Origin of the sequence: Streptomyces cyaneofuscatus (assembly GCF_033109485.1) — a bacterium.
Classification (GTDB): Bacteria; Actinomycetota; Actinomycetes; order Streptomycetales; family Streptomycetaceae; genus Streptomyces; species Streptomyces cyaneofuscatus.
The window spans coordinates 316,219-338,363 of sequence record NZ_CP137002.1 but is presented as its reverse complement, the minus strand read 5'-3'; the positions used below and the strand labels follow the sequence as shown (position 1 = coordinate 338,363).

General features: G+C 71.8%; 23 protein-coding genes and 1 pseudogene. 19 read left to right on the top strand and 5 right to left on the bottom strand.

Annotated features, from left to right (window positions below; translation table 11 throughout):
* Positions 1-44 precede the first annotated feature (44 nt).
* The 4 genes from R2B67_RS01345 to R2B67_RS01330 form a co-directional block, all read right to left on the bottom strand.
* Positions 45-524, bottom strand: coding sequence for a carboxymuconolactone decarboxylase family protein (locus tag R2B67_RS01345; protein ID WP_109980701.1), 480 nt, complete (start codon positions 522-524; stop codon positions 45-47).
* Positions 521-1,600 (bottom strand): NAD(P)H-dependent amine dehydrogenase family protein, encoded by a 1,080-nt coding sequence (locus tag R2B67_RS01340; RefSeq protein ID WP_317815965.1) that lies wholly within the window; start codon positions 1,598-1,600, stop codon positions 521-523. Before R2B67_RS01340 ends, R2B67_RS01345 begins: the two co-directional genes overlap by 4 nt.
* Before the next feature lie 109 nt (positions 1,601-1,709).
* A complete protein-coding gene (locus R2B67_RS01335; protein ID WP_317815964.1) occupies positions 1,710-4,661 on the bottom strand; it encodes a CARDB domain-containing protein in 2,952 nt (983 codons plus the stop codon).
* A gap of 164 nt (positions 4,662-4,825) precedes the next feature.
* On the bottom strand, positions 4,826-5,704 hold the full coding sequence (locus R2B67_RS01330; protein WP_317815963.1) for a UbiA family prenyltransferase: 879 nt from the start codon (positions 5,702-5,704) through the stop codon (positions 4,826-4,828).
* 118 nt (positions 5,705-5,822) lie between these two features.
* Here R2B67_RS01330 and R2B67_RS01325 point away from each other — a divergent pair, with 118 nt between their 5' ends.
* The 9 genes from R2B67_RS01325 to R2B67_RS01285 all read left to right on the top strand — a co-directional run bounded on the left by R2B67_RS01325 (position 5,823) and on the right by R2B67_RS01285 (position 12,431).
* Complete coding sequence (locus R2B67_RS01325) at positions 5,823-6,875, top strand: type III polyketide synthase (protein WP_237329206.1); 1,053 nt, start codon at positions 5,823-5,825, stop codon at positions 6,873-6,875.
* Positions 6,876-6,888: 13 nt separating this feature from the next.
* Positions 6,889-7,416 (top strand): isoprenylcysteine carboxyl methyltransferase family protein, encoded by a 528-nt coding sequence (locus R2B67_RS01320; RefSeq protein WP_317815962.1) that lies wholly within the window; start codon positions 6,889-6,891, stop codon positions 7,414-7,416.
* Positions 7,413-8,423 carry an NAD(P)/FAD-dependent oxidoreductase gene (locus R2B67_RS01315; RefSeq protein WP_317815961.1) on the top strand — a complete coding sequence of 337 codons (1,011 nt, stop codon included), beginning with the start codon at positions 7,413-7,415 and terminating at the stop codon, positions 8,421-8,423. Before R2B67_RS01320 ends, R2B67_RS01315 begins: the two co-directional genes overlap by 4 nt.
* Positions 8,424-8,588: 165 nt before the next feature.
* A complete protein-coding gene (locus tag R2B67_RS01310) occupies positions 8,589-10,250 on the top strand; it encodes an MFS transporter (RefSeq protein ID WP_317815960.1) in 1,662 nt (553 codons plus the stop codon).
* On the top strand, positions 10,234-10,689 hold the full coding sequence (locus R2B67_RS01305) for a VOC family protein (protein ID WP_109980708.1): 456 nt from the start codon (positions 10,234-10,236) through the stop codon (positions 10,687-10,689). Before R2B67_RS01310 ends, R2B67_RS01305 begins: the two co-directional genes overlap by 17 nt.
* A 97-nt stretch (positions 10,690-10,786) precedes the next feature.
* Positions 10,787-11,185: a DUF6221 family protein gene (locus R2B67_RS01300; RefSeq protein WP_018512901.1), complete on the top strand. Its 399-nt coding sequence runs from the start codon at positions 10,787-10,789 to the stop codon at positions 11,183-11,185.
* Positions 11,186-11,294: 109 nt separating this feature from the next.
* On the top strand, positions 11,295-11,681 hold the full coding sequence (locus R2B67_RS01295) for a DoxX family protein (protein ID WP_398867814.1): 387 nt from the start codon (positions 11,295-11,297) through the stop codon (positions 11,679-11,681).
* A 233-nt stretch (positions 11,682-11,914) separates the two neighbouring features.
* Entirely contained in the window at positions 11,915-12,118 is a 204-nt protein-coding gene (locus R2B67_RS01290; protein WP_003964323.1) for a cold-shock protein, read from the top strand.
* Between the two features lie 184 nt (positions 12,119-12,302).
* Entirely contained in the window at positions 12,303-12,431 is a 129-nt protein-coding gene (locus tag R2B67_RS01285; RefSeq protein WP_018512899.1) for an LPFR motif small protein, read from the top strand.
* Between the two features lie 86 nt (positions 12,432-12,517).
* Here R2B67_RS01285 and R2B67_RS01280 read toward each other — a convergent pair whose 3' ends face one another.
* Positions 12,518-12,769, bottom strand: coding sequence for a hypothetical protein (locus tag R2B67_RS01280; protein ID WP_317815957.1), 252 nt, complete (start codon positions 12,767-12,769; stop codon positions 12,518-12,520).
* Between the two features lie 238 nt (positions 12,770-13,007).
* Here R2B67_RS01280 and R2B67_RS01275 point away from each other — a divergent pair, with 238 nt between their 5' ends.
* The 10 genes and pseudogenes from R2B67_RS01275 (at position 13,008) to R2B67_RS01230 (ending at position 21,878) form a co-directional block, all read left to right on the top strand.
* Positions 13,008-13,235: a DUF5133 domain-containing protein gene (locus tag R2B67_RS01275; RefSeq protein WP_018512897.1), complete on the top strand. Its 228-nt coding sequence runs from the start codon at positions 13,008-13,010 to the stop codon at positions 13,233-13,235.
* Between the two features lie 7 nt (positions 13,236-13,242).
* On the top strand, positions 13,243-14,358 hold the full coding sequence (locus R2B67_RS01270; RefSeq protein ID WP_317815956.1) for a glutamate--cysteine ligase 2: 1,116 nt from the start codon (positions 13,243-13,245) through the stop codon (positions 14,356-14,358).
* 72 nt (positions 14,359-14,430) lie between these two features.
* The gene (locus tag R2B67_RS01265) at positions 14,431-14,994 is read left to right on the top strand and encodes a type 1 glutamine amidotransferase domain-containing protein (RefSeq protein ID WP_018512895.1); all 564 of its coding nucleotides are present in this window, start codon (positions 14,431-14,433) and stop codon (positions 14,992-14,994) included.
* A gap of 202 nt (positions 14,995-15,196) precedes the next feature.
* Entirely contained in the window at positions 15,197-15,463 is a 267-nt protein-coding gene (locus R2B67_RS01260) for a hypothetical protein (RefSeq protein ID WP_317815955.1), read from the top strand.
* Between the two features lie 87 nt (positions 15,464-15,550).
* Positions 15,551-16,120, top strand: a pseudogene (locus tag R2B67_RS01255) (AIR synthase-related protein); the annotation flags it as partial.
* A 109-nt stretch (positions 16,121-16,229) separates the two neighbouring features.
* Positions 16,230-17,111 carry a siderophore-interacting protein gene (locus tag R2B67_RS01250; RefSeq protein WP_018512892.1) on the top strand — a complete coding sequence of 294 codons (882 nt, stop codon included), beginning with the start codon at positions 16,230-16,232 and terminating at the stop codon, positions 17,109-17,111.
* A 104-nt stretch (positions 17,112-17,215) separates the two neighbouring features.
* Complete coding sequence (locus R2B67_RS01245) at positions 17,216-18,280, top strand: FecCD family ABC transporter permease (RefSeq protein ID WP_317815954.1); 1,065 nt, start codon at positions 17,216-17,218, stop codon at positions 18,278-18,280.
* Positions 18,277-19,428 (top strand): FecCD family ABC transporter permease, encoded by a 1,152-nt coding sequence (locus R2B67_RS01240; protein ID WP_018512890.1) that lies wholly within the window; start codon positions 18,277-18,279, stop codon positions 19,426-19,428. The genes R2B67_RS01245 and R2B67_RS01240 overlap by 4 nt, the downstream gene beginning before the upstream one ends.
* 204 nt (positions 19,429-19,632) lie before the next feature.
* Positions 19,633-19,851: an MbtH family protein gene (locus tag R2B67_RS01235; RefSeq protein ID WP_018512889.1), complete on the top strand. Its 219-nt coding sequence runs from the start codon at positions 19,633-19,635 to the stop codon at positions 19,849-19,851.
* Positions 19,848-21,878 carry a multicopper oxidase family protein gene (locus tag R2B67_RS01230; RefSeq protein WP_317815953.1) on the top strand — a complete coding sequence of 677 codons (2,031 nt, stop codon included), beginning with the start codon at positions 19,848-19,850 and terminating at the stop codon, positions 21,876-21,878. The genes R2B67_RS01235 and R2B67_RS01230 overlap by 4 nt, the downstream gene beginning before the upstream one ends.
* The last annotated feature ends 267 nt before the right edge of the window (positions 21,879-22,145 follow it).

The window sequence follows — 22,145 nt, the reverse complement described above, 5'->3', positions numbered from 1 at the left end:
AGAGCCCGGGGCCGGGAGTGCCAACCCGGCGGCCCCGGACTCCGTCAGTGACCCGGCAGCACGCACACCGCGTCGATCCCCAGCACATGGTTGAGCCGCCCGAACGCCAGCCAGGAGCCGATGCTCATGGACAGCTCCACGATCTCCACCTGGCTGTAGTGCGCGGTCATCCGCTTCCAGAAGGCGTCGTCGAGACCGTGGTGGTCCAGCGCGTACCGCTCCGCGTATTCCGCCGCCAGCCGGGTCCGCGCGTCGAAGGCGTCCGTCGTACGCCACTCGGTCACCGCCTGAGCGAACTCCTCCTCGACCTTCGCGCCGTCCCGCTCCGTCCGCCAGTCCAGGCAGAACAGGCACCCGTTGATCTGCGCGATCCGCAGCCGGGCCGCCTCGAACTCCCGCAGGCCCAGCGTCGTGTGCTCGTACACGGACATCGAGAAGGTGGCGGCGGCCATGCCGATGCCGGGGACCATCTCCCCCCACACGTAACCGATGGGCTCCTGGCCCTCCGGAATGTCGATGATCATGCCGTTCTCCTTCCCAGCCTGCCGACAGCGGGCCGCAGCGGGACATCGAGTGCGTCGTACAGGCCCGGTTTGGCGTCCACCAGCCAGTCGATCGCCGAGACGAGCCGCCCGACCGCCGTGGCGTTACCGCCCGCCGACCGGTTCTCGCCCTCGTCGGACGCCTCGACCGTCACCTCGATACGGGGGCGGCCCTCGATCACCACCCGGTGCGCGCCCACGCCGTCGGGTGGGGATGGCCAGTCCGGGGCGCACGACGGATGGATGCGGGTGATGTGCTCGATCACGATGCGGGGCTCGCCGCCCACGATGCCCTGCACCTCGAACCGCACCGCGCCCTGGGTGCCCGCCGCGAACTCGCCCATTGTGCGGGTGGTCACCGTCGTCTCCAGCGCCCGGCGGTCCAGCGTCTCGCGGATCTCGTCCAGTTCGACGCCGAGCGCCCGGGCCATCAGCCGTATCTGACCGCCCCACACCATCGTCGGAACGCTCTCGGCGAGCATGAGCGGCTGGTAGTCCAGCGGGTGGCCCATGCCGATCAGGTGGCGTACCGAATCCTCCTGCTCGTACGTGGAGTAGTCGAAGATCTCCTGGCAGCGGATCACGTCCACCTCGGTGCCCAGACCGCTGACCAGCAGCGGCAGGACGTCGTTGCCCCAGCCGGGGTCGACCCCGGAGACGAAGAGGGAGCCGCCGCCCTCCGCGACGGCGGCCAGGACGGGGTCCCGCAGCTCGGGCGGGGCGTTGCGCTGGTCGTAGAGGGGATAGAGGGAGGGCGTGACGACGACGGCTCCGGCCCGGATCGCCCGGCCGATGTCGGTGAGCGCGTCGTCGGGGCGGATGTCGCCGGACGCCGCGTAGACCAGCGCCCGGGGGCGGCCGGCCAGGACGGCGGCGATGTCGTCGGTGGCCGCGACGCCGAGCGTGCGGCCGAGACCGCCCAACTCGCCCGCGTCCCGGCCGACCTTGCCGGGATCGTGGACGAGGACGGCGGTGAGTGTCAGTGCCGGATGGGCCTCGACGGCGCGGATCGCCGCGCGGCCGACGTTGCCGGTACCCCAGACAACCGTGGGAATCATGCGCGGAGGGTAGCGGCCGGACCTTGCACTTCCCAGAGCCGTGGCGGGGAAATATGTGTGTTCCCGGGCCGGCGGGCGAACCGCCGACCCGGGAACCGTACAGAGATGACTACCGCTTGGCGCGTGCGGCGGTCGGGCTGCCGCTGATCGTGAACTGCGAGCCGGGCTCGATCAGCACATGGCCGTCACGCGAGTTGGTGATCGTCACGTTGGTCAGCGTCGCGTTGCCGCGCGCGCCGCCCATCGCGAGGATGCCGGAGCCGTTGTTGGACTTGTCGATCCGGACGTCTCGGATCTTCACGTCGGGCATCAGGCCGCCACCGGTCTTGAACTGGATGCCGTCGTAGGTGGAGTCGATGATGTCGGTGTCGCGGATCGTGACGCCGGGGATGGGCAGGTTCTGCGGGAAGAGGGTGATCGCGCCGAACTCCTGGTCCTCGTTCCAGAAGGCTCCGCCGGTGCGGTACAGCGCGTTGTTGGCGATCAGCGTCTGCCCGGAGAAGGGCAGCGGGTCGTGGTCGGTCGCCAGCATGATGGCCGGGTAGTTCATCGTGTCGGCGATGATGTTGTTCTCGATCTTGTTGCCGTAACCGCCGTAGATCGCGATGCCGTTGGCTCGCCACGGCAGCTGGATGGTGTTGTTGCGGAAGCTGTTGTCGTGGCCGATGTCGACGGACTGGTCCTTGACGTACTTGCTGGACCAGACGGCGAGAGCGTCGTCGCCGGTGTTGCGGAACGAGGAGTTGTACACGGTCGAATTGCGGGTGCCATTGGCGAAGTTGATGCCGTCGGCGTAGGTGTTGCGGATCCGCATCCCGGTGAACTCGACGCCGTCGCCCGGGTTCCAGAGGGACTGGATGTTGTCGTAGTCGCGGCCCGCCCAGACGCCCACGTTGGCGTGCTCGATCCAGACGTTGCTGATCTTCGTGTTCTTGCCGAACCGCCCGTTGAGCGCGACACCGCCCTCGTGGTTGCCGTCACCGCCGCGGATCGTGCCGGAGCCGAAGATCGCGATGTCGGAAATTTTCGTGTTCTCGTCGATGTCGAAACCGAAGTTGCCCTCGTGCGGGTGGTTGATCCCGCCCGCCTCGTGCGGCGGGGTCAGCGTGTAGAGCTGGGAGTGCCACATGCCCGCGCCCCGGATCGTCACGTCACGGATGCCCACCTGGTTCCACTGGCCACGGTCCAGCGGGTCGTCGGTGAGGATCTTCTGCTCCTGGCGCCACTGACCCGCCGGGATCCAGACGCAGCCGATCTGGCCGTTCTGGTTGGCCGTCACCGCGCGCTGGATGGCGGCGGTGTCGTCGATCCCGTCGTTCGCCACCGCGCCGTACTGCGTGATGGAGACGCAGCCCGAGGGCTGGGAGGTCGGCGGGGCGACCTGCTCCAGGTCGATCAGGTCGATGATGTAGAACGCGGCGTTGTCACCGGAGTCCCGCTGGAGGCGGAACTTGGTGCCCGCCGGATAGGTCTGGGCGAGCAGCGCGTGCGACTCGTCGAACAGCCGCCGCGCGTCGCCGCCCGGGGTGTTGGTGAGCCCCTCCGGGCTGTCGGTGTTGCCGTACAGCCAGCTGTGCTTGGAGGAGAGGTCGAGCTTGCGGACGAACTGGCCGTTCGCGTAGAGGCTGATGGTCGCCTGGCGGCCGCCGCCGCCCGCCGCGTCCGGGATGGAGTTGCGGACGACGATGGAGTTCGACGCGTTGGTCGAGGTGAACTCCACGTACTCACCGGTGGAGTTGAGCCGCACCGACTTGCGCCCCGATGACTCGGTGGCGAAGTTGGTGTGGCCGAAGGTCCGCTTGGCGTCCGAGGTGAGCAAAGTGCCCTGGTACGCGGCGTCCTCCGCCTCGTACTCCGTGTACGGCACCGCCGCGCCGCGCCCGACGACGATGGAGCGGGCCAGCACGTTGTTGGTCTCGCTGGTCTCCGCGACCAGGTTCGTCGCGTCGGCCGTGGCGGTCAGGGTGGCCCCGCCGCTCGCCGCCGTCCAGGTGCCGCTGATGGGCACGTTCACCGTGGCGCCCGCCGGGACGGCCGGGGTGGTGCCGTTGAGCGTGGTGGAGCCCACCGTCAGCCGGGTGACGGTGCCCGCGCTCACCGCGCTGGTACCGCGGTTGTGCACGGCGACGGTGAAGCTGACCGCCGCGCCGACGGCCGGGTTGGACGGGCTGGAGGTGATGGAGCGGACCTCCAGGTCGGGGCCGGGGCTCTGGCCGACCACCAGCGGGGACGCGGTGGTGCGGCTGTTGTTGGTGTTGTCCGACTCGATGATCGTGTCGGTCGGGTCCACCAGCGCCGAGACGGTGTACGAGCCCTGCGGCCGCTTGCCGACCGGGACGGATACCTGGGCCGAGGCTCCTGCGGCGAGCGGGCCGACCGGGGCGCTGCCCACGACCACACCGCCGAGGCTGACATCGACGGTGGTCGCCGCCGAGGCGGCCGTACCGATGTTGCGTACGGTCCCCTGGACGGTGATGTTGTCCGTCTCCGAAGGCGCCGAAGGGCTCCAGGACAGCGCGCTCACGGTCAGGTCCGGATTGGGCGCGGGCGTCCCGAGGATCTGGATCTCGGCGACCTGGGCGCCGGGCGCCCCGGTGTTGGAGAAGAACTGCAACTGGAGGTCGGCGGCCCGGCCGCCGACCGGGACCGTCACGGTGTTCTGGTTGGTGGCCGGGTTGAACACATAGCCGGCGCGGGACTTGAGCGAGGTGAAGGCGCTGCCGCTCTGGGTCCGGCCGAGCACCTGGAACTCCTGGGTCCTGGTGGACCAGATCGGGTCCGGGTTCAGCTTGATCACCACGGACTGGAGGTCCGCGTCGGCGCCCAGCTTCACCGTGAGGTTCGAGGGGTGCCCGTTCGACTCCCAGTAGGTGTTCACCTGGCCGTCGTTGGCGTTGACGACGGGGAAGCCGCCGTGCGATCCGCTGGCCGTGACGGCCTTGCCCCGGGCCAGGTCGGTCGCCTCAGCCGCTGCCGCCTGGACGGGAAGCAGGCCGACGGTGACGAGCCCCGCTATGAGCAGGCCGGTGATCGATCGTTCGCTGAGCCGTTTCCATCTCATGCTGTCCTCTGCTTCCACGGTATTTGAGCCATGCAGTCAATGTTTTGCAAACAGCAGTTGATAGATTTCTGGTCTGTTTCTGATTTGTCAACGGTTCTCGCATGCTCACGTCATGAAGGTGCGGTGAGTGACGCCTCGTCAGGAGGCGGTGGGCGATGAGTGGTTCAAGACAGCGCCGTACCGCGCGCCAGGAGCAGTGCCAGGTCCGCCGCCGCCACGGTCACCGCCCCGGCCAGCGCGGCCTTGTGCCACCACCGGCCCAGCACCGGCCCCAGCAGTGCCGCCGCACCGGCCAGGACGAGCACGGCCAGCGACCCGGCGTCCACCGGACCGGGCGGGCCGAGCACCAGGACGCCCGTGGCCGCGAGGAGCGGCACCGGCAGCAGCAGCCGGGTCCCCCGGGCGCCGAGCCGGTGCGGCAGCCCCCGGATACCGGCGGCCCGGTCCGCCTCGATGTCCGGGAGGGTGTCGCCCAGGTGGGCCGCGCACCCCAGCAGCGCCCCCGCGGTCACCGTCCACCACCGGGGCCAGGGCGCGTCGGGCAGGCTGAGCGTCACAAGCGAGGGGAGCGCGGCGAATCCGGCCGCGTACGGCACCCAGGAGAGCACCGTCGCCTTCAGCCTCAGGTTGTAGAGCCAGGCGGCGGCGACCGCGGCGAGGTGCACCGTACCGGCGAGAAAGCCGCAGGTCAGGGAGAGCGGTACGCACAGGGCGAGCGCGACCGCCGCCGCACCCCACGCCGCGCGCACGGAGACCGCGCCGTCCGCGACCGGCTTCCCCCGTCGCCCGGCCCGGGCGTCGCGCCCCGCGTCGTACGCGTCGTTGCACCAGCCCACCGAGAGCTGCCCGGTCAGCACCGCCACCCCGACCAGGGCGAGCCGTGCGGGGGAGAGGCCCGCCCCGACGGCCAGGGCGCAGGCGAGCGCGGTGACCGCGACCACCGGCCCCGGATGGCAGGCGAGCGCAAGACCCGCCGCGCGGCCCGGCCACCGGGCCGCCGCCGTGGCCGTACCTGCGCCGCCGATGGAGTCCATGGCGTCCATCCGGCGATCGTAGGGAGCTGTGGCTCCGTCAACACGGCAGCCGCGCGCCTCTTTTGCCAGGTTTTGCTCGTATTCGTAGGCAGGATGGGGTGATGACGTCCCCGACGCAGGAGCCGCAATGACCCGGATCGCCGCGGTCCACGGGGCCCTGCCGCCCCACCGCCACACCCAGCGAGCGGTCACCGACATGGTGGCCGACACCTGTCTGCCGCCCGGCACCGACCGCCGCGTCCTGGACCGGCTCCACGAGAACGCCCGCGTCCGCACCCGCCACACCGTGCTGCCGCTGGAGAGCTACCGCGACCTGAACGGCTTCGGCGCGGCCAACGACGTGTTCATCCGCTCGGCTGTCGACCTCGGCGGCCAGGCCGTACGAGGCGCCCTGCGCGCGGCCGGGCTGCGCCCCACCGATGTGGACCTGCTGATGTTCACCTCCGTCACCGGCCTCGCCGCCCCCTCCGTCGACGCCCGGCTGGTGGCCCGCCTCGGCCTGCGCTCCGATGTGAAGCGGCTGCCGGTCTTCGGCCTCGGCTGTGTCGCCGGAGCGGCCGGGGTGGCCCGGGTCCACGACTATCTGCTCGGCCGGCCCGACGACGTCGCCGTGCTGCTCTCGGTCGAGCTCTGCTCGCTGACCTTCCAGCGCCAGGACGTGACCCCCGCCAACCTGGTGGCCACCGCCCTGTTCGGCGACGGGGCGGCCGCGGTGGTCGCCCTCGGCGGGCGGCGGGCCGTCGCCGGACCCGAGATCGTGGCCACCCGCAGCCGGATGTACCCGGAGACCGAGCACGTGATGGGCTGGTCCATCGGCTCCACCGGATTCAGCGTGGTCCTCGATCCGGCCGTGCCCGACGTCGTACGCCAGTACCTCGCCGACGACGTACGGGAGTTCCTCGACGAACACGGCCTCAAGCCGAAGGACATCGCCCACTGGGTCTGCCACCCGGGCGGCCCCAAGGTCCTGGAGGCCGTCACCGAGGTCCTCGACCTGCGCGAGGGCGCGCTGGACGTCACCTGGCGCTCGCTGGCCGACGTCGGCAACCTCTCCTCCGCCTCGGTCCTGCACGTCCTGCGGGACACCATCGAGCACCGCCGCCCCGAACCGGGCACCCCCGGACTCCTGCTGGCCATGGGCCCGGGCTTCTGCTGCGAACTGGTGCTGCTGCGCTGGTAGGAAGGTACGGCTCATGATCTGGTACACCGCCCTGGTGCTCGGCGTCGCCGTCGAACGCCTCGCCGAGCTCGTCGTCGCCCGCCGCAACACCCGCTGGAGCCTGGCCCGTGGCGGCTCCGAGGCGGGCGGCGGCCACTACCCGGCGATGGTCGCCCTGCACACCGCCCTGCTGGCCGGGTGCCTGGCCGAGGTCCACTTCGCCGACCGCCCCTTCCTGCCTGCCCTCGGCTGGACCATGGCGGCCGTCGTCGTCGCGGCGCAGGCGTTGCGCTGGTGGTGCATCACCATGCTCGGGCCCCGCTGGAACACCCGCGTCATCGTCGTCCCCGGCCTGCCCCTGGTCACCGGCGGCCCCTACCGGTGGCTGCGCCACCCCAACTACGTCGCCGTCGCCGCCGAAGGCATCGCCCTGCCCCTCGTCCACGGGGCGTGGGCGACCGCGGCGGTCTTCACCCTGCTCAACGCCGTCCTCATGGCAGTCCGGATCCGCTGTGAGGACGAGGCGCTGGCCCGCCTCCCGATGGCGGAAGCACGGGCGTGATCGACATCCTGGTCGCAGGCGGCGGACCGGCGGGACTGGCCGCCGCGATCCAGGCCGCCCGGGCGGGCCTGGAGGCCGTGGTGGTCGAACCCCGCCCCGCCCCCGTCGACAAGGCCTGCGGCGAGGGCATCATGCCCGGCGGCCTCGCCGCCCTCCACCGCCTCGGCGTCCACCCGGCCGGGCACCCCCTGCGCGGCATCCGGTACACCGACGGGCGGCGCAGCGCGGAGGCGGCGTTCCGGGGCGCGTACGGGCTCGGCGTACGGCGCACCGCCCTGCACGCGGCCCTCCACGAGCGGGCGCGAGCCCTCGGCGTACGCATCGTGGAAGGCAAGGTCCGCGAGGTCCGCCAGGACGGGCGGACCGTCACCGCCGCCGGGCTGACCGCGCGCTGGCTCATCGCCGCCGACGGCCTCCACTCGCCGCTGCGCCGCACCCTCGGCCTGGACCACCCCACCCCCGGGCCCGGCCGCTACGGGCTGCGGCGGCACTACCGCACCGCCCCCTGGACGGACCTGGTCGAGGTCCACTGGTCACCGGAGGCGGAGGCGTACGTGACCCCCGTCGGCGAGCACCTGGTGGGCGTCGCCGTCCTCAGCCGCGACCGCCGCCCCTACGACGAGCACCTGGCCGGCTTCCCGGCCCTCGCCGCCCGGCTCGGCCCGCACGCCACCCCCGTACGCGGGGCAGGTCCGCTCCGGCAGCGGGCGTCGGCGCCACGGGCCGGACGCGTCCTGCTGGTCGGCGACGCGGCGGGCTACACCGACGCGCTGACCGGGGAGGGCATCGCCCTCGCCGTGGCCACCGCGACGGCGGCGGTCGGCTGCCTGGCCGCCGGGCGGCCCGAGGAGTACCCGGCCCGGTGGACGGGGGCGACGCGCCGCTACCGGCTGCTGACCCAGGCCCTGCTGGGTGCCGCGGGCCACCCCGTGTCGCGCCGGATGATCGTCGCGGCGGCCCACCGCGCACCCGCCCTCTTCCGCGCGGCGGTCCGCGCGCTCCAGTAGGGCGGCCCCGCCCCTCGGGTGATCGAATGGCGAGGCTCCCGGTTCCGTCATAACGTCGATCGGGTGAACGTCGGCCGGGTCAACGGTCCGCGTTCACCCGGCCGACGGAAGACCGACCGCCCCGACAGGGGCGCAGCGCCCTCGGAACGAGAGACGAACCCACCCATGACGGGCTCCCACGCGACACCCGGCAAGACCACCCGGCCCGATCAGCAGGGCCGGGGCAGCGGACTGGCACTCCTCGTCATCGCCTCGTGCCAGCTGATGGTGGTCCTCGACATCACCATCGTCAACATCGCCCTCCCTCACATGCAGAAGTCCCTGGGCTTCTCCACCGAGAACCTGTCCTGGGTCGTCAACGCCTACACGCTGACCTTCGGCGGACTGCTGCTGCTCGGCGGGCGGCTCGGTGACATCCTCGGCCGCCGCCGCGTCTTCATCTTCGGTGTGCTGCTCTTCGTGCTCGCCTCGCTGCTCGGCGGACTCTCCCAGGAGTCCTGGCAGTTGCTCGCCGCCCGCGCGCTCCAGGGCGTCGGCGGCGCCATCGCCTCGCCGACCGCCCTGTCGCTGATCACCACGACCTTCCGCGAGGGCCCCGAACGCAACAGGGCGTTCGGGGTGTTCGCCGCGGTCTCGGCGGGCGGCAGCGCGATCGGGCTGCTGGCGGGCGGGGTGCTCGTCGAGTGGCTGGACTGGCGATGGGTCCTGTTCGTGAACGTCCCCATCGGCCTGCTCATCGCCTTCGCCACGCCCCGCTACATCCGCGAGTCCGAACGCCACCCGGGCCACTTCGACGTCGTCGGCGCCCTCACCTCGACCGTCGGCATGGTGCTGCTGGTCTACGGTTTCATCCGCGCCTCCGAGGACGGCTGGAGCGACCCGCTCACCCTCGGCTCGTTCGCGGCGGCGGTCGTGCTGCTGGCGCTGTTCATCTTCATCGAGAGCCGCTCCCGGCAGCCGATCACCCCGCTGTGGATGTTCCGCGACCGCAACCGCGCCGGGACCTACGCGATGATGCTGAGCCTCGCCGCGGCGATGTTCGGGATGTTCTTCTTCCTGACGCTCTTCGTGCAGAACGTGCTGGACTTCAGCCCGCTGCGGGCCGGACTCGCCTTCCTGCCGGTCAGCGTCATCATCGCGGTCGGCGCGGGCTTCGCCTCCCAGCTGCTGCCCCGGTGGGGGCCGAAACCCTTCATGGTCACGGGCGCGCTGCTGGCCGCCATCGGGCTCGGCTGGCTGACGCTGACCGACGTCCACAGCACGTACCTCGGCTCCATCCTCGGCCCGATGCTCGTCTTCGGCCTGGGCATGGGCATGCAGTTCGTCTCGCTGACCCTCATGGCGGTCTCCGGCGTCGCCCCGAAGGAGGCGGGCGCGGCCTCCGGGGTCCTCAACGCGACCCAGCAGGTGGGCGGCTCCCTGGGGCTCTCCATCCTGGTGACGATGTTCGGCACGGCCAGCCGCCACGAGGCCACCGACCAGGTGCCGCGCTTCCTGGAACAGGCCACCCCCGCCCAGCTGCTCCAGTTCCGCAGGACCGGAGAGCTGCCACCGCCCTGGGGGGACGAGGTCCTCACCGCGGGCGTCTCCAGCGCCTTCGTCGTGGCGGCCTGCTTCGCCGTCTTCGCCGCGCTGGTCGCCCTGCTGGTCATCCAGGTCCGCGCCTCCGACCTGGCCCGGCTCCAAGGCGGCGCGACCCCCGGGGTGACCGTCCCCGGGGAGGCCGGCCCAGACGGGACCGGCGAAACGTCCGACACCCCCGGTACGTCCTCCGACACACCCCCCGACACCGCGAAAGGCTCCCACAGCCATGGACTGGACCCTTGAAGTGATCGTGCTCCCCGTGACCGACCTGGACCGGGCCCGTGACTTCTACCGGGACAAGATCGGCTTCCATGTCGACATCGACGGCGAGGTGATGCCGGGGGCGCGCGTCGTTCAGCTCACCCCGCCCGGCTCGGGCTGCTCGATCGCCCTGATCGACGGCATCCCGAACCCGACGGGGGACCCGCAACCGGGCACGTACCACGGCCTCCAGCTCTGCGTCACGGACATCGACGCCGCCCACGCGGAGCTCGTCGCCCGCGGGGTGGAGGTCTCCGAACCGCAGCGGTACACCCCCGAGGACGGGGCCACGTTCATGTACTTCACTGACCCGGACGGCAACGGCTGGGCCGTCCAGGAGTACCGCCGCCGGCTCACCGAACCCCTCCACCAGGTCCTCGCCGACCTCGCCGCCAAGGGCACCGGCGAGACCGCGGACTGACCGCACCGCCTGCCCGTGGTGGATCGCGCCGCCCCGGTCCACCACAATGCTCCCCGTATCACCGCAGTGATCCATGAACACGAGGGAGCAGCATCCAATGGCCGGCAACGCAGACATGGTGGCCTTCGTCCAGGCGCGTCTCGCCGATGAGGAGCAGGTCGCCCTGGCTGCCGGCGGGGACCGATGGCGGTGCCCGGCGGATGTGCCCGGAGAGGTCCACGACCGCAGAGGCGGCGTCGCGTTCACCGTGCGGGACAGCGGCTTCGACCATCACATCGCCCTGCAGGACCCCGCCCGCACCCTGGAGCGCATCGAGACGCACCGGGTGCTGCTCGGCGAGTACGTCGAGGTCGCCGAGCTGGACACCGACCGCCCGGCCCAGGACTTCCGCTCCGGCCGGGCGGTGGGCCTGGGCTTCGCCGTACGGCAGCTCGCCGCCGAGTACGCCGGACACCCCGACTACCAGGCGCGGTGGCTGCCCCGGTTCATCCAGTAGTGAGATCCAGTAGCGAGATCCAGTGGTGAGGGGACGAAGGGCGCCGGGAGCCGGTAACTTACTCGCAAGTAAGTCATGGTCCCGGCGCTCGTCGACGTAAGGAGCCCCCATGTCCTCCGTGTCCTCCCGGACGCGTTCCCCCCTGCTGCTCGCCGGACTCATGGCGGGGGCGGGGGTGCTCCACTTCGCCGTCCCGAAGGCGTTCGACGCCACCGTGCCCCGGATCCTGCCCGGCGAGCCCCGAACCTGGACGTACGCGAGCGGAGTGGTCGAACTCGCCCTGGCCGCGGGGATCGCGCACCCCCGGACGCGGGGCGCCGCGGCCCGGGCGACCGCGGGCTTCTTCGTCGGGGTGTTTCCGGCCAATGTGCAGATGGCCGTGGACTGGCGCGGCCGGCCCCGGCCGCAGCGGGCCGCGGCCCTGGCCAGGCTGCCCCTCCAGCTGCCGCTGGTGCTCTGGGCGCGGAGTGTCGCCCGGGGTGCCGACGGGCCCTGAACAGGGCGCAGTCGGTGGGGTTCGAGCCACCTGCCCGGAGGAAGATCCACACCAAAATGGCGTTGCTCTCTGGTGAGGAGTGATCCCGCCGTGTAGCGTCGCCGGAAGATGTCGTGGTTCGCAGTACCTGCCCGCGCCTGGCGCGGGCGTTTTGCTGTGCAGTGCCTGAGAACCAGGGCGATCACCTCCGGGTCCGCGCGGTGCGGATCCGTTTACTGCTGAGAGGTACAGGCATGGCCAGCGGAACCGTCAAGTGGTTCAACTCGGAAAAGGGCTTCGGCTTCATCGCGCAGGACGGCGGCGGCCCCGACGTCTTCGCGCACTACTCCAACATCAACTCCACCGGCTTCCGTGAGCTCCAGGAAGGCCAGGCGGTGACCTTCGACATCACCCAGGGCCAGAAGGGCCCCCAGGCGGAGAACATCACCACCGCCTGATCCGGGTTGAACGACCCCTCGGCCCCCCAGGACGCGCGCGTCCTGGGGGGCCGAGGGCGTCCGGGGCCGGTCCCGAACGGATTGGCCCGGTCCGGTTTGCGGGGCGTATGCCGGGTACCCGGGGTGTCCGAGCCGTTGATCCCGGAGCTCGCCGAGCTTCCGGGACGAGCAGGAAGGACATCCCATGCTGAAGGCCATCGCCGATGTGCTGCGGTCCGTCGGAGGAGCCATCGCCACCGTGGTCACGCTGCCCTTCCGGGCCCTCGCCCGCCTCTTCGGGGGCGCGTCGAGCACGGCGCGCGGACACCACTGAGCTGATGCGCACGTAAGGCCTGTGCCCCCGGTCCGGGAAAGGACCGGGGGCACAGGCCTTACGTCTGTCCCGTCCGCGACGGCCGCCTAACCCGTGGACTCGTCCGGCGTCGGGTGGTCCTCGGGGTGCGCACCGGCGTTGCGCGGCTCGTCCTTGCCGGAACCCGCCTCGTCCGGGTCGGGCCGGTCGCCGCTCTCGCGGGCGACCCGCTCCGGGATCGGTATGTCGAGGGCGTCCTCGCCCTCCTGGGTCTGCTGGTCCGGCATGTCCGCCGGTACGGGAGGCGGGGAGCCGGAAGCCCCGGTGTAGGCGGTGCCTTCCGGCCTGCGGTCGGTCATGAGAGCGTCCTTCCGTGCTGCCCCGGAAGTGCCCGGGGTCGGATCGTCCGTCCTGCTGGGTACCCCTTGCGGGCCGATCGATTCACCGCAGGCGGGGCCGGGGGAGACTTCCCACACGGGGGTATGGGTCGCCCATGCCGGGGTACTCGGGGCTGTGCCCGGGAGCACAGGCCGAGCACACGACATTCACATGAAGAGTCCCCATTCACATGAAGAATCCCGCGGAAGGATCCCCCGCATGCTGATGGCCCACCCCACCGTGCTGCGCAATCTCGTCGAGCAGTACGAGGCCTTGCGCCTGCTGCACGCGGACGGCGGCTCCGCCGAGGCGCGTCAGCGCATGGACGACGTGGCCTACACCCTGTGCGTCTCGACGGGCACGGGCGATGTCGACAGCGCGCTGGTCGCCGCCCGGCACCGGTTGCCGGGTGCCCGTCCCGAGGACGACTCCGTCCTCTCTGCCTGATCGCCGGATGAACACCGAAGGGGTGGGAGCTGTGGTGCGGACCGTGGGCGTGGAAGAGGAACTGCTGCTGGTCGACCCGGACAGCGGGGAGGCGCGTGCCCTGTCTACGGCGGTGCTGGCCCTCGCCGAGAGGGACGCGGAGGGGGAGTCGGCCTTCGAGTCGGAGCTGCACCGCCAGCAGCTGGAGTTCGCCACGCATCCCTGCCGGGAGATGGGCGAGATCGCCGACGCGGTGCAGAGGTGGCGCGCCGAGGCGAGCCGCCACGCCGCCGACGTGGGGGCCTCGGTCGCGGCTCTGGCGACCTCGCCGCTGCCGGTGAGCCCCACGATCGGGACGGGGGAGCGGTACGACTGGATGGCGGAGCGCTACGGGCTGACCGCCCAGGAGCAGCTGACCTGCGGATGCCACGTACACGTCTCGGTCGAGTCGGACGAGGAGGGCGTCGCCGTGCTCGACCGGATCCGCGGCTGGCTGCCGGTCCTGCTCGCCCTGAGCGCCAACTCCCCCTTCTGGCAGGCGCAGGACACCCAGTACGCCAGTTACCGCAGCCGGGTCTGGGGCAGGTGGCCCTCGGCCGGGCCGGTGGAGCTCCACGGCTCCGCCGAGCGGTACCACGAGCAGGTGAAAGCCCTCGTCGGCACGGGCGTGCTCAAGGACGAGGGGATGGTCTACTTCGACGCGCGCCTTTCGGCCAACTACCCCACAGTGGAGGTCAGGATCGCCGACGTCTGCCTGGACCCGGCGGACACGGTGCTGCTGGCCACGCTGGTGCGGGCGCTGGTGGAGACGGCCGCGCGGGAGTGGCGGGCCGGGCAGCCTCCCCTGGACACCGAGGTGTCCCTGCTGCGGGTGGCGTCCTGGCAGGCGGCCCGTTCGGGTCTGGAGGACCGGCTGATCCACCCGCGCAGCCTGCGGCCCGAGCCCGCGGCCGACGTGCTCCAGGCGCTCGTGGCCCATGTGCGGGACGCCCTGGAGGACAGCGGCGACCTCAAGGCCGCGCAGAAGGCGCTGGCCGCACTGGAGCGGCGCGGCAACGGGGCCAGGGTGCAGCGCGAGATCCTGGAGCGGACCGGAAGCCTCCGCGACACCGTCGCGGAGTGCGTCCGCATCACGGCAGGATGAGAAGAACGCCCGACGACACGACCGCATGACCTTCGAGGAAAACCGCAGAACCTGCGAGGAAAGGAGCAGCACATGGCCACCACCGATCTCGGCAACCGCCGGATCCTGGCGATCGTCACCAACTACGGGGTCGAGCAGGACGAGCTCGTCGTGCCCGTGAAGCACCTGCGCGACCACGGGGCCCAGGTCAGTGTGGCGGCGGTCTCCGACGACGAGATCCGGACGCTCGTGGGCGACCGCGACCCCGGTGACACCGTGCGGCCCGACCTCACCCTGGCTGACGTCGACCCCGCCGCGTACGACCTCCTGCTCGTCCCGGGCGGCACGCTCAACGCCGACACCCTGCGCCTCCAGGACGCCACCACCCGGATCGTCAGCTCGTTCGCGGCCTCCGGCCGGCCCGTCGCGGCCATCTGCCACGGCCCGTGGGCGCTCATCGAGGGCGGCTACGTCCAGGGCAAGACCCTGACCTCGTACGCGTCCCTGAAGACCGACATCACCAACGCCGGCGGCTCCTGGGTCGACAAGTCGGTGGTCCGCGACGACGAGGGCGGCTGGCCGCTGATCACCTCGCGGAACCCCGACGACCTGCCGGACTTCCTCCGCGAGATCGACGCGGTCCTCACCGCATCCTGACCCTGGAATCCTGACCCTGACGCCTGCCCGACGGCCCCCGTCCGCGAAACCGCGGCGGTGGCCGTCGGCATGTCCGCGTACGCAGGGGATGCGGGGCGGCAATAGGGCCCCCGCGCACTTACCGGCCGGGACGTGCGCGCGGCATCCAGGAAAGAGGCTGCCGGCTAGAAGTTCCTGAAGCGGGCCGACCCGAGGAGGGCCCATGGATGCCCCGACCGCCACCACGGCCGACACGGACGTGATGGAGACACCTCAGGAAGACCCGACCGTTCACATCCTCTGGATCAACGCGGCTCTGAGCTGCGACGGCGACTCCGTGTCCCTCACCGCCGCCACCCAGCCGAGCATCGAGAAACTCACGCTCGGCGCCTTGCCCGGCCTGCCCAAGGTCGCGGTCCACCGGCCCCTCATCGACTACGAGTGCGGACCCGTCGAGGGCGCCGACAACTTCGTGGAGTGGTTCTTCTAGGCCGACCGGGGCGAGCTGGAACCCTTCGTCCTGGTGGTCGAGGGCTTCATCCCGAACGAGCGCATCAAACCCGAGGGCTACTGGTGCGGCTTCGGCGACGACGGCGTCGACATCCGCCCGCTGCGGGCCGCGCCCGGCGACGCGGTCCTGGTCAGCGGAGAGATCGGGGTCCACGGCGTCGCCATCATGAGCGTGCGCGAGGGCCTGGAGTTCGGCGTCGAGATCCAGGGCGACACCGCTTCCCTGGCCGGCCTGGTGGCCGACATGCTCGCCGTCTGCCCGGACCTCCAGGTCCTGCGCGACCCCACCCGGGGCGGCCTGGCCACCTCGCTCGACGAGATCGCCGGGGCGGCGGGCGTCGGGATCACCCTCGACGAGCGTTCCCTCCCCGTCCCCGACACCGTCGCCAACGCCTGCTCCTTCCTCGGCCTCGACCCCCTGTACGTCGCCAACGAGGGCAAGCTCGTCGCCTTCGTACCGCCCGACCACGCCGACGCCGTCCTGGAGGCGATGCGCGCCCACCCGCTCGGCAAGGAGTCGGTGCGGATCGGGACCTGCGTCGAGGACCATCCCGGCATGGTCGTGGCCGCCACCGGCCTCGGCGGAACCCGGGTGGTGGACATGCCCCTGGGTGAGCAACTGCCGCGGATCTGCTGATACCGGACCCGGGCGGGGCCGTGCACCCGAGGTGGTATCGAACAACCCCCGATGGAAGGTTAGGCTGACCTAAGTCGATCCGGAAACTTCGCACGAAGGGGCCTTGTCCATGACGATCCACCGAGCCGTCGTCGCCCGAGTCCAGCCGCTCACCGCGACGATGACCCGCGTCACGCTCCATGGCGAAGGTCTCGCCGGCTTCGAGTCCACCGGGGTCGGCGACGAGTACATACGCCTCTTCTTCCCGCACGGCCCCGACCGCTCGGACGTCTCCCTGCCCGTCACCACGGAGAAGGGCTGGGAGACCCCGGAGGGCCGGCCCGTCGCCCCGATGCGTACGTACACCGTGCGGGCGGCGCGCCCGGAGAGCCGGGAGATCGACGTCGACTTCGTGCTCCACGACCACGGGGTGGCCTCGACCTGGGTGGCCGGTGCGCAGCCCGGGGACGTGCTCGGGGTGAACGACCCGACCGGCCTCTACAGCCCGCCGGACGACCTCGCCTGGCAGGTGCTGATCGCCGACCAGACCGGCCTGCCCGCCGTGGCGCGCCTCCTGGAGAACACCCCGGACGAGGTCGCCACCCGCGTGGTCGTCGAACTCCCCGGCCCCGAGGCCGTCCAGCCGCTGCCCGGCACCAAGGTCACCTGGACCTACGGCGGCAACGGCCACGAGGCCAGCCGGCTGGCCGAGCTGGTGAGCGCCGCGATCCCGCCCGGCACGGACATGACCGGCGGCTACGTCTGGGTCGCGGGCGAGACCAACGCGCTGCGCACCGTACGCCGTTACCTCCGCAAGGAGCTGGGGCTGCCCGCCACCCGGTTCAAGGTCGTCGGCTACTGGATCCCGGACGCCGACAGCTGGAACGAGCGGTACGAGGCCCTGCCCGAGGCCGTCCGCGCCGAGCTGCTGGCCCTCTGGGACGACCCGGTCGACGACGAGCAGGACCTCACCATCCGCTACGAGGCGCGCCTCAGCGACCTCGGGCTGTGACCGCCGTGCACCGTCGCGCAACCGACCGCGGCGCCTCAGGAGACCGTGCGCGCGGGGCGTTATCCGCTCCCGCCCGCCACCGGACGGGTGGGTGAGAGGCTCCAGTGCCCGGTCAGACCACCCTCGGCCGCCCCGCCCCGGCGGCCCGCAAGCACCAGGAAACGACCCCGGCCCGCATCGCCCTGCGGGGCGGCGGACTGCTCGTCCTCGGGGGGCTCCTGCTCCTCCTCGTCGCGCTGAGCACCTGGATCGGCGCCAAGGACACCACGCTCGGCCAGGTATGGACGGCCATCTGGAACGACGACGGCTCCTACACCACCGATGTGATCCGGCAGTTGAGGCTGCCGCGCACCCTCGTCGGCCTGATGACCGGCGCGGCCCTCGGCGTGGCGGGAGCGGTGATGCAGGCCGTGACCCGTAACCCCCTGGCCGACCCCGGACTGCTCGGCGTCAACGCGGGCGCCTCCGCCGCAGTGGTGTTCGGCATCGGTGTCATCGGCCTCGCGGGCTTCGGCTCGCTGGTCTGGTTCTCCTTCGCGGGCGCCGCGCTCACCACCGTCATCGTGTACGTCCTCGGCGCCTCCGGGCGGGCCGGGCCCACGCCCGTACGTCTCGCCCTGGCCGGAGCCGCCGTGAGCGCGAGCCTGAGCGGGGTCATCGCCGGACTCACCGTCTTCGACTCGGCCACCTACGACTACCTGCGCTTCTGGATGGTCGGCTCGCTCGCCGGGCGGGAACCCGAACTCGTCGTGCAGCTCCTGCCGTTCATCGTCATCGGCCTGGTGATCGCCCTGCTGCTGGCCCGCTCGCTCAACTCCCTCGCCCTGGGTGACGAACTGGGGCGGGCGCTCGGCGCACGCATCGCCCGGACCCGGATCGCCGCCGTGGTCGTGGTGACCCTGCTCTGCGGCGCGTCGACCGCGGCCGCCGGCCCGATCGCCTTCGTCGGCCTCGTCGTCCCCCTCGTGGCGCGCTGGCTGACCGGCCCCGATCTGCGCTGGGTGCTGCCGTACTCGATGCTGCTCGCCCCCGTGCTCCTGCTGGTCTCGGACATCATCGGCCGGGTGGCACTGCCGGGCGACGAGCTGGAGGTCGGCGCCGTGACGGCGGTGATCGGCGCGCCGGTCTTCATCGCCATGGTGTGCCGTCGTAAGGAGGCCTCGCTGTGACGACGACCGAGGTCCGGCCCGCCCGGCAGAGCGCGGGCCCCTCCACCGCCCCCGCCCGGCCGGTACGGCTCTGGGCCGGGCGGGTCAGCTTCCGGATGCACCGGCGGACCGGTGCGGTGATCGTCGGCGCGCTGCTGCTCGCCGGGGGCTTCTTGCTGGTCAGCCTCTGCGTCGGCGCCTACCCGGTGACCGTCCCCGAAGTGGGCCGCGCCCTGTTCTACGGGACGGGCGACCGGCTCGCCGTCCACTTCGTCAACCAGGAACGCCTGCCGCAGGCGCTGCTGGCGATCCTGGTCGGCTGCGCGCTGGGCATCAGCGGCGCGATCTTCCAGAGCGTCTCCCGCAATGCCCTGGCCAGTCCGGACGTCATCGGCTTCAACAGCGGCGCGGCGACCGGCGCGATCCTGGTCATCGTGACCTTCGGGGGAGCGGCCGCCTCGGTGGCGGCCGGGGCGATCGCCGGAGGACTGGCCACCGCGCTGGTGGTCTCGGTGCTGGCGAGCCGGGGAGGGCTGCACGGTATCCGGCTGGTGCTCATCGGGCTCGGGGTGACCGCCATGCTCGGCTCGGTCAACTCCTACCTCCTCACCAGGTCCTCGCTCAACGACGCCCAGAACGCGCACATCTGGCTCGTCGGCACGCTCAACGGGCGGGGCTGGAGCTCGGTGCAGACGATGGCGGTGGCGCTGGTGGTGCTGCTGCCCCTGGCCCTGCTGTTCGGCAGACGGCTGCGGATGATGGAGCTCGGCGACGATCTGGCGACCGGTCTGGGCGTCCGCGTCAACCGTTCGCGGCTCGCGCTGACCGTGCTGGGCATCGGGCTGTGCGGGGTCGCCGTGGCGAGCGCCGGCCCCATCCCGTTCATCGCGCTGGCCGCCCCTCAGATCGCCGTCATGGTGAGCCGCAGTCCCGGGGTCAGTCTGCTCTCGGCGGGCGCGGTGGGCGCCGGACTGCTGTCGGCCGCACACCTCGCTTCCAGCCAGTTCTTCACCGCCCTGGTGTGGGCCGACGAGCGGATCGGCTGGATCCAGGTGGTCGAGGAGTCCCAGCGCAACAACCTGCTCCCGGTGGGCGTCACCACGGCCGTGCTGGGCGGTGTCTACCTCGCCTGGGTGCTGTTCAAGCGGCGTGGCACCGGCACCGCGTAGCCGGATGGCTGGGAGCGTGGCGTTCATTTCCGGCCATCAACGTCCCTGATGCGGAAGGGAGTTGTGAGGTTCGATGAGTCAACCGAGAACAAGGTGGGTAGGGTCGCTATCGTCGAAGTAAAGATAGCCTTACCTAAGTTTGCGGCCTGGCTTTCAGGCCCACACCCAAGGCCTGGGCCCCAGGCCTGAGTTCAAGGAGGATCGGTGACCAACCCGTTCGAGGACGAGAACGGCACCTACCTGGTGCTCGTCAACGACGAGGGGCAGCACTCCCTGTGGCCCTCCTTCGCCGAGGTGCCCGCCGGCTGGACCGTGGCCCACCCGGAGGACACCCGCCAGGCCTGCCTCGACTACGTGGAGCAGAACTGGACCGACCTGCGGCCCAAGAGCCTGATAGAGAGCATGGCGGCCGATCCGACATGAGCCCTTCCCCGAAGCCGCCGCACCCGGTCGCCCGCCGCGGGTTCCTCATCGGAGCCGGCCTGGTGAGCACCGGGGCGGCCCTCGGCACCGGACTCGCCCTCACCGGCGGATCCGGCCGGGCCGTGGCAGCCCCCGCCCCACCCCGCCCCGACCTGATGACCGCCGCACTCGGCACCCCGCTCGACGACCTGCCCGAAGCCGTCCGTGAGGCCCGCGAGGCAGGCCCCCGGCTCACCGGGAAAGCCGCCGGAGCGGCGGCCCGCGCGGCCCGCACCCTCACCCCCTTCCTCGACCCGCTGCCCATTCCCCGGGTACTGCGCGGCCGCAAGGGGGAGCTCACCGTCCCCATGCGTCCGGCCCGCGTACGGCTCCACCGAAGCCTCCCCGCCACCCGGCTCTGGACCTACGACGGCACCCATGTGGGCCCGACCATCGAGGCACGGCGCGGCAGCCGGCTCCGTATCGCCTGGGAGAACGACCTCAGTGGCGCCTTCCCGCTGCCGGCCGTCCGGGTCCCCTTCGCCTACGACCCCGAGCTGCCCCTGATGTGGGACCGGCCCGGACGTGAGGGCTCCGAACCCCGCGCCGACGTGGCCGCCCTGCCGCCCTGGGCCGTGGTGCACCTGCACGGCGCCGTCACCGGCGGCGGCAACGACGGCTGGGCGGAGAACGCCGTACTGCCGGGCTCGGCGCAACTCGCCGAATACCCCAACGACCAGCCGGCCGCCGGACTCTGGTACCACGACCACGCCATGCACATCACACACCTCAACGTGATGACCGGACTCGGCGCGGGCGCCTACCTGATCAGGGACGAGGAGGAGCGGCGCTTACGCCTGCCCTCGGGGGACCGCGAGATTCCGCTCGTCATCTACGACCGCAACCTCGACCTGGACGCCGACGGCGCGTTCACCGGCGACCTCCTCTACAAGGGAATCGTCGTCGCCGACGACCCCTACGAGCTGGTCCGCCCCTTCACGGGGCCGTTCAACCTGGTCAACGGGGTGATCTGGCCGCATCTGGACGTGGACGCCGGGTGGTACCGCTTCCGGGCCCTCAACGCCGCCAACAACCGGCCCTACCTGCTCAAGATCCTCGACGAGTCCGGCGCCGAACTGCCATCCACCGCCTTCCGGCTGATCGGCACGGACAGCGGGCTGCTGCCCGCTCCCGACCCGGTGACCGGGGGCGTACCCCTCACCCCCGGCGAACGCGCCGACCTCCTGGTGGACTTCACCGCCCTGCGCGGCAGACGGCTCCGCCTGGTCAACGCCCTCCCGGAACCCGGCGCCCGGCCCGACCTGATGGAGTTCCGCGTCGCCTCCCGGGCGGCGCCGGGCACATTCGTCCCGCCGAAGCGGCTCGCCACCTCCTTCACGCCGGTCAGGCCCCCGGCCTCCGCCCCCGAACGCCTCGTCGTGGTCACCCCCGTCTATCCCAAGGACCCCGAACTCTGGGAGATGGAGGAGACCGACGCCCCCGAAGGGCCGCTGCCCATCGACGGGATCATCCAGATCGAGGACGAGCACGGCACCGTACGCACCTTCCGGCGGGTCGCCGCCACCTTCGAGGACCCGGTGCGCTTCACCGTCGCCGCGGGAGCCACCGAACGGTGGAGGTTCCTCAGCCTGGAGAAATCCGCGGGGGCCTTCCCGCACCCCATGCACCTGCACTCGGTCGCCTTCCAGGGGCTGAGCCGCGAGGTGTACGACGTCAGCTCCTTCACCGCCTTCGAACTCGACGGCGGCTACGGGATGGGCACCACCACCCCGATCCGGTGGCTGCGCAACGCCCCCCTCACCGCTGCGGAGAAGGGCCCCAAGGACGTCATCTCGCTCGCTCCCGCCCAGCTCATCACGGTCGGCGCCACCTTCGACGGGCCGCCCGGACGGTTCATGCACCACTGCCACGTCTACGAGCACGAGGACATGATGATGATGCGCCCCTTCGTCGTACAGCCGAAAGCTGTCATGTCGCTCGCCCCCCACCACGGCCACAGATTCCCCGGCCACAGATCCGCCGGCTGACCGAGCCCGCACCCTGGCGCTGAGGACGCCGCGCCGGGGCCCGACCTGCGGGCCGGACCCCGGCGCGTCCCCGGACGCCCGCCTTCCGCACGCTTCGGCTTTGCGCGCGCCTCGGCTTCCGCGCGCCGCCACCATCCCTCCTCCGTCCTGCCGCCGCGCCGACGGGACCGTAGGCGTGCCCGTCCGGCATGCCCTGCTTCCGCATGCGCCGGTTCCGTACGCCCCGCCTTCGCACGCCCCGCCCACGCCCCTGTCCGCCTCACCGGA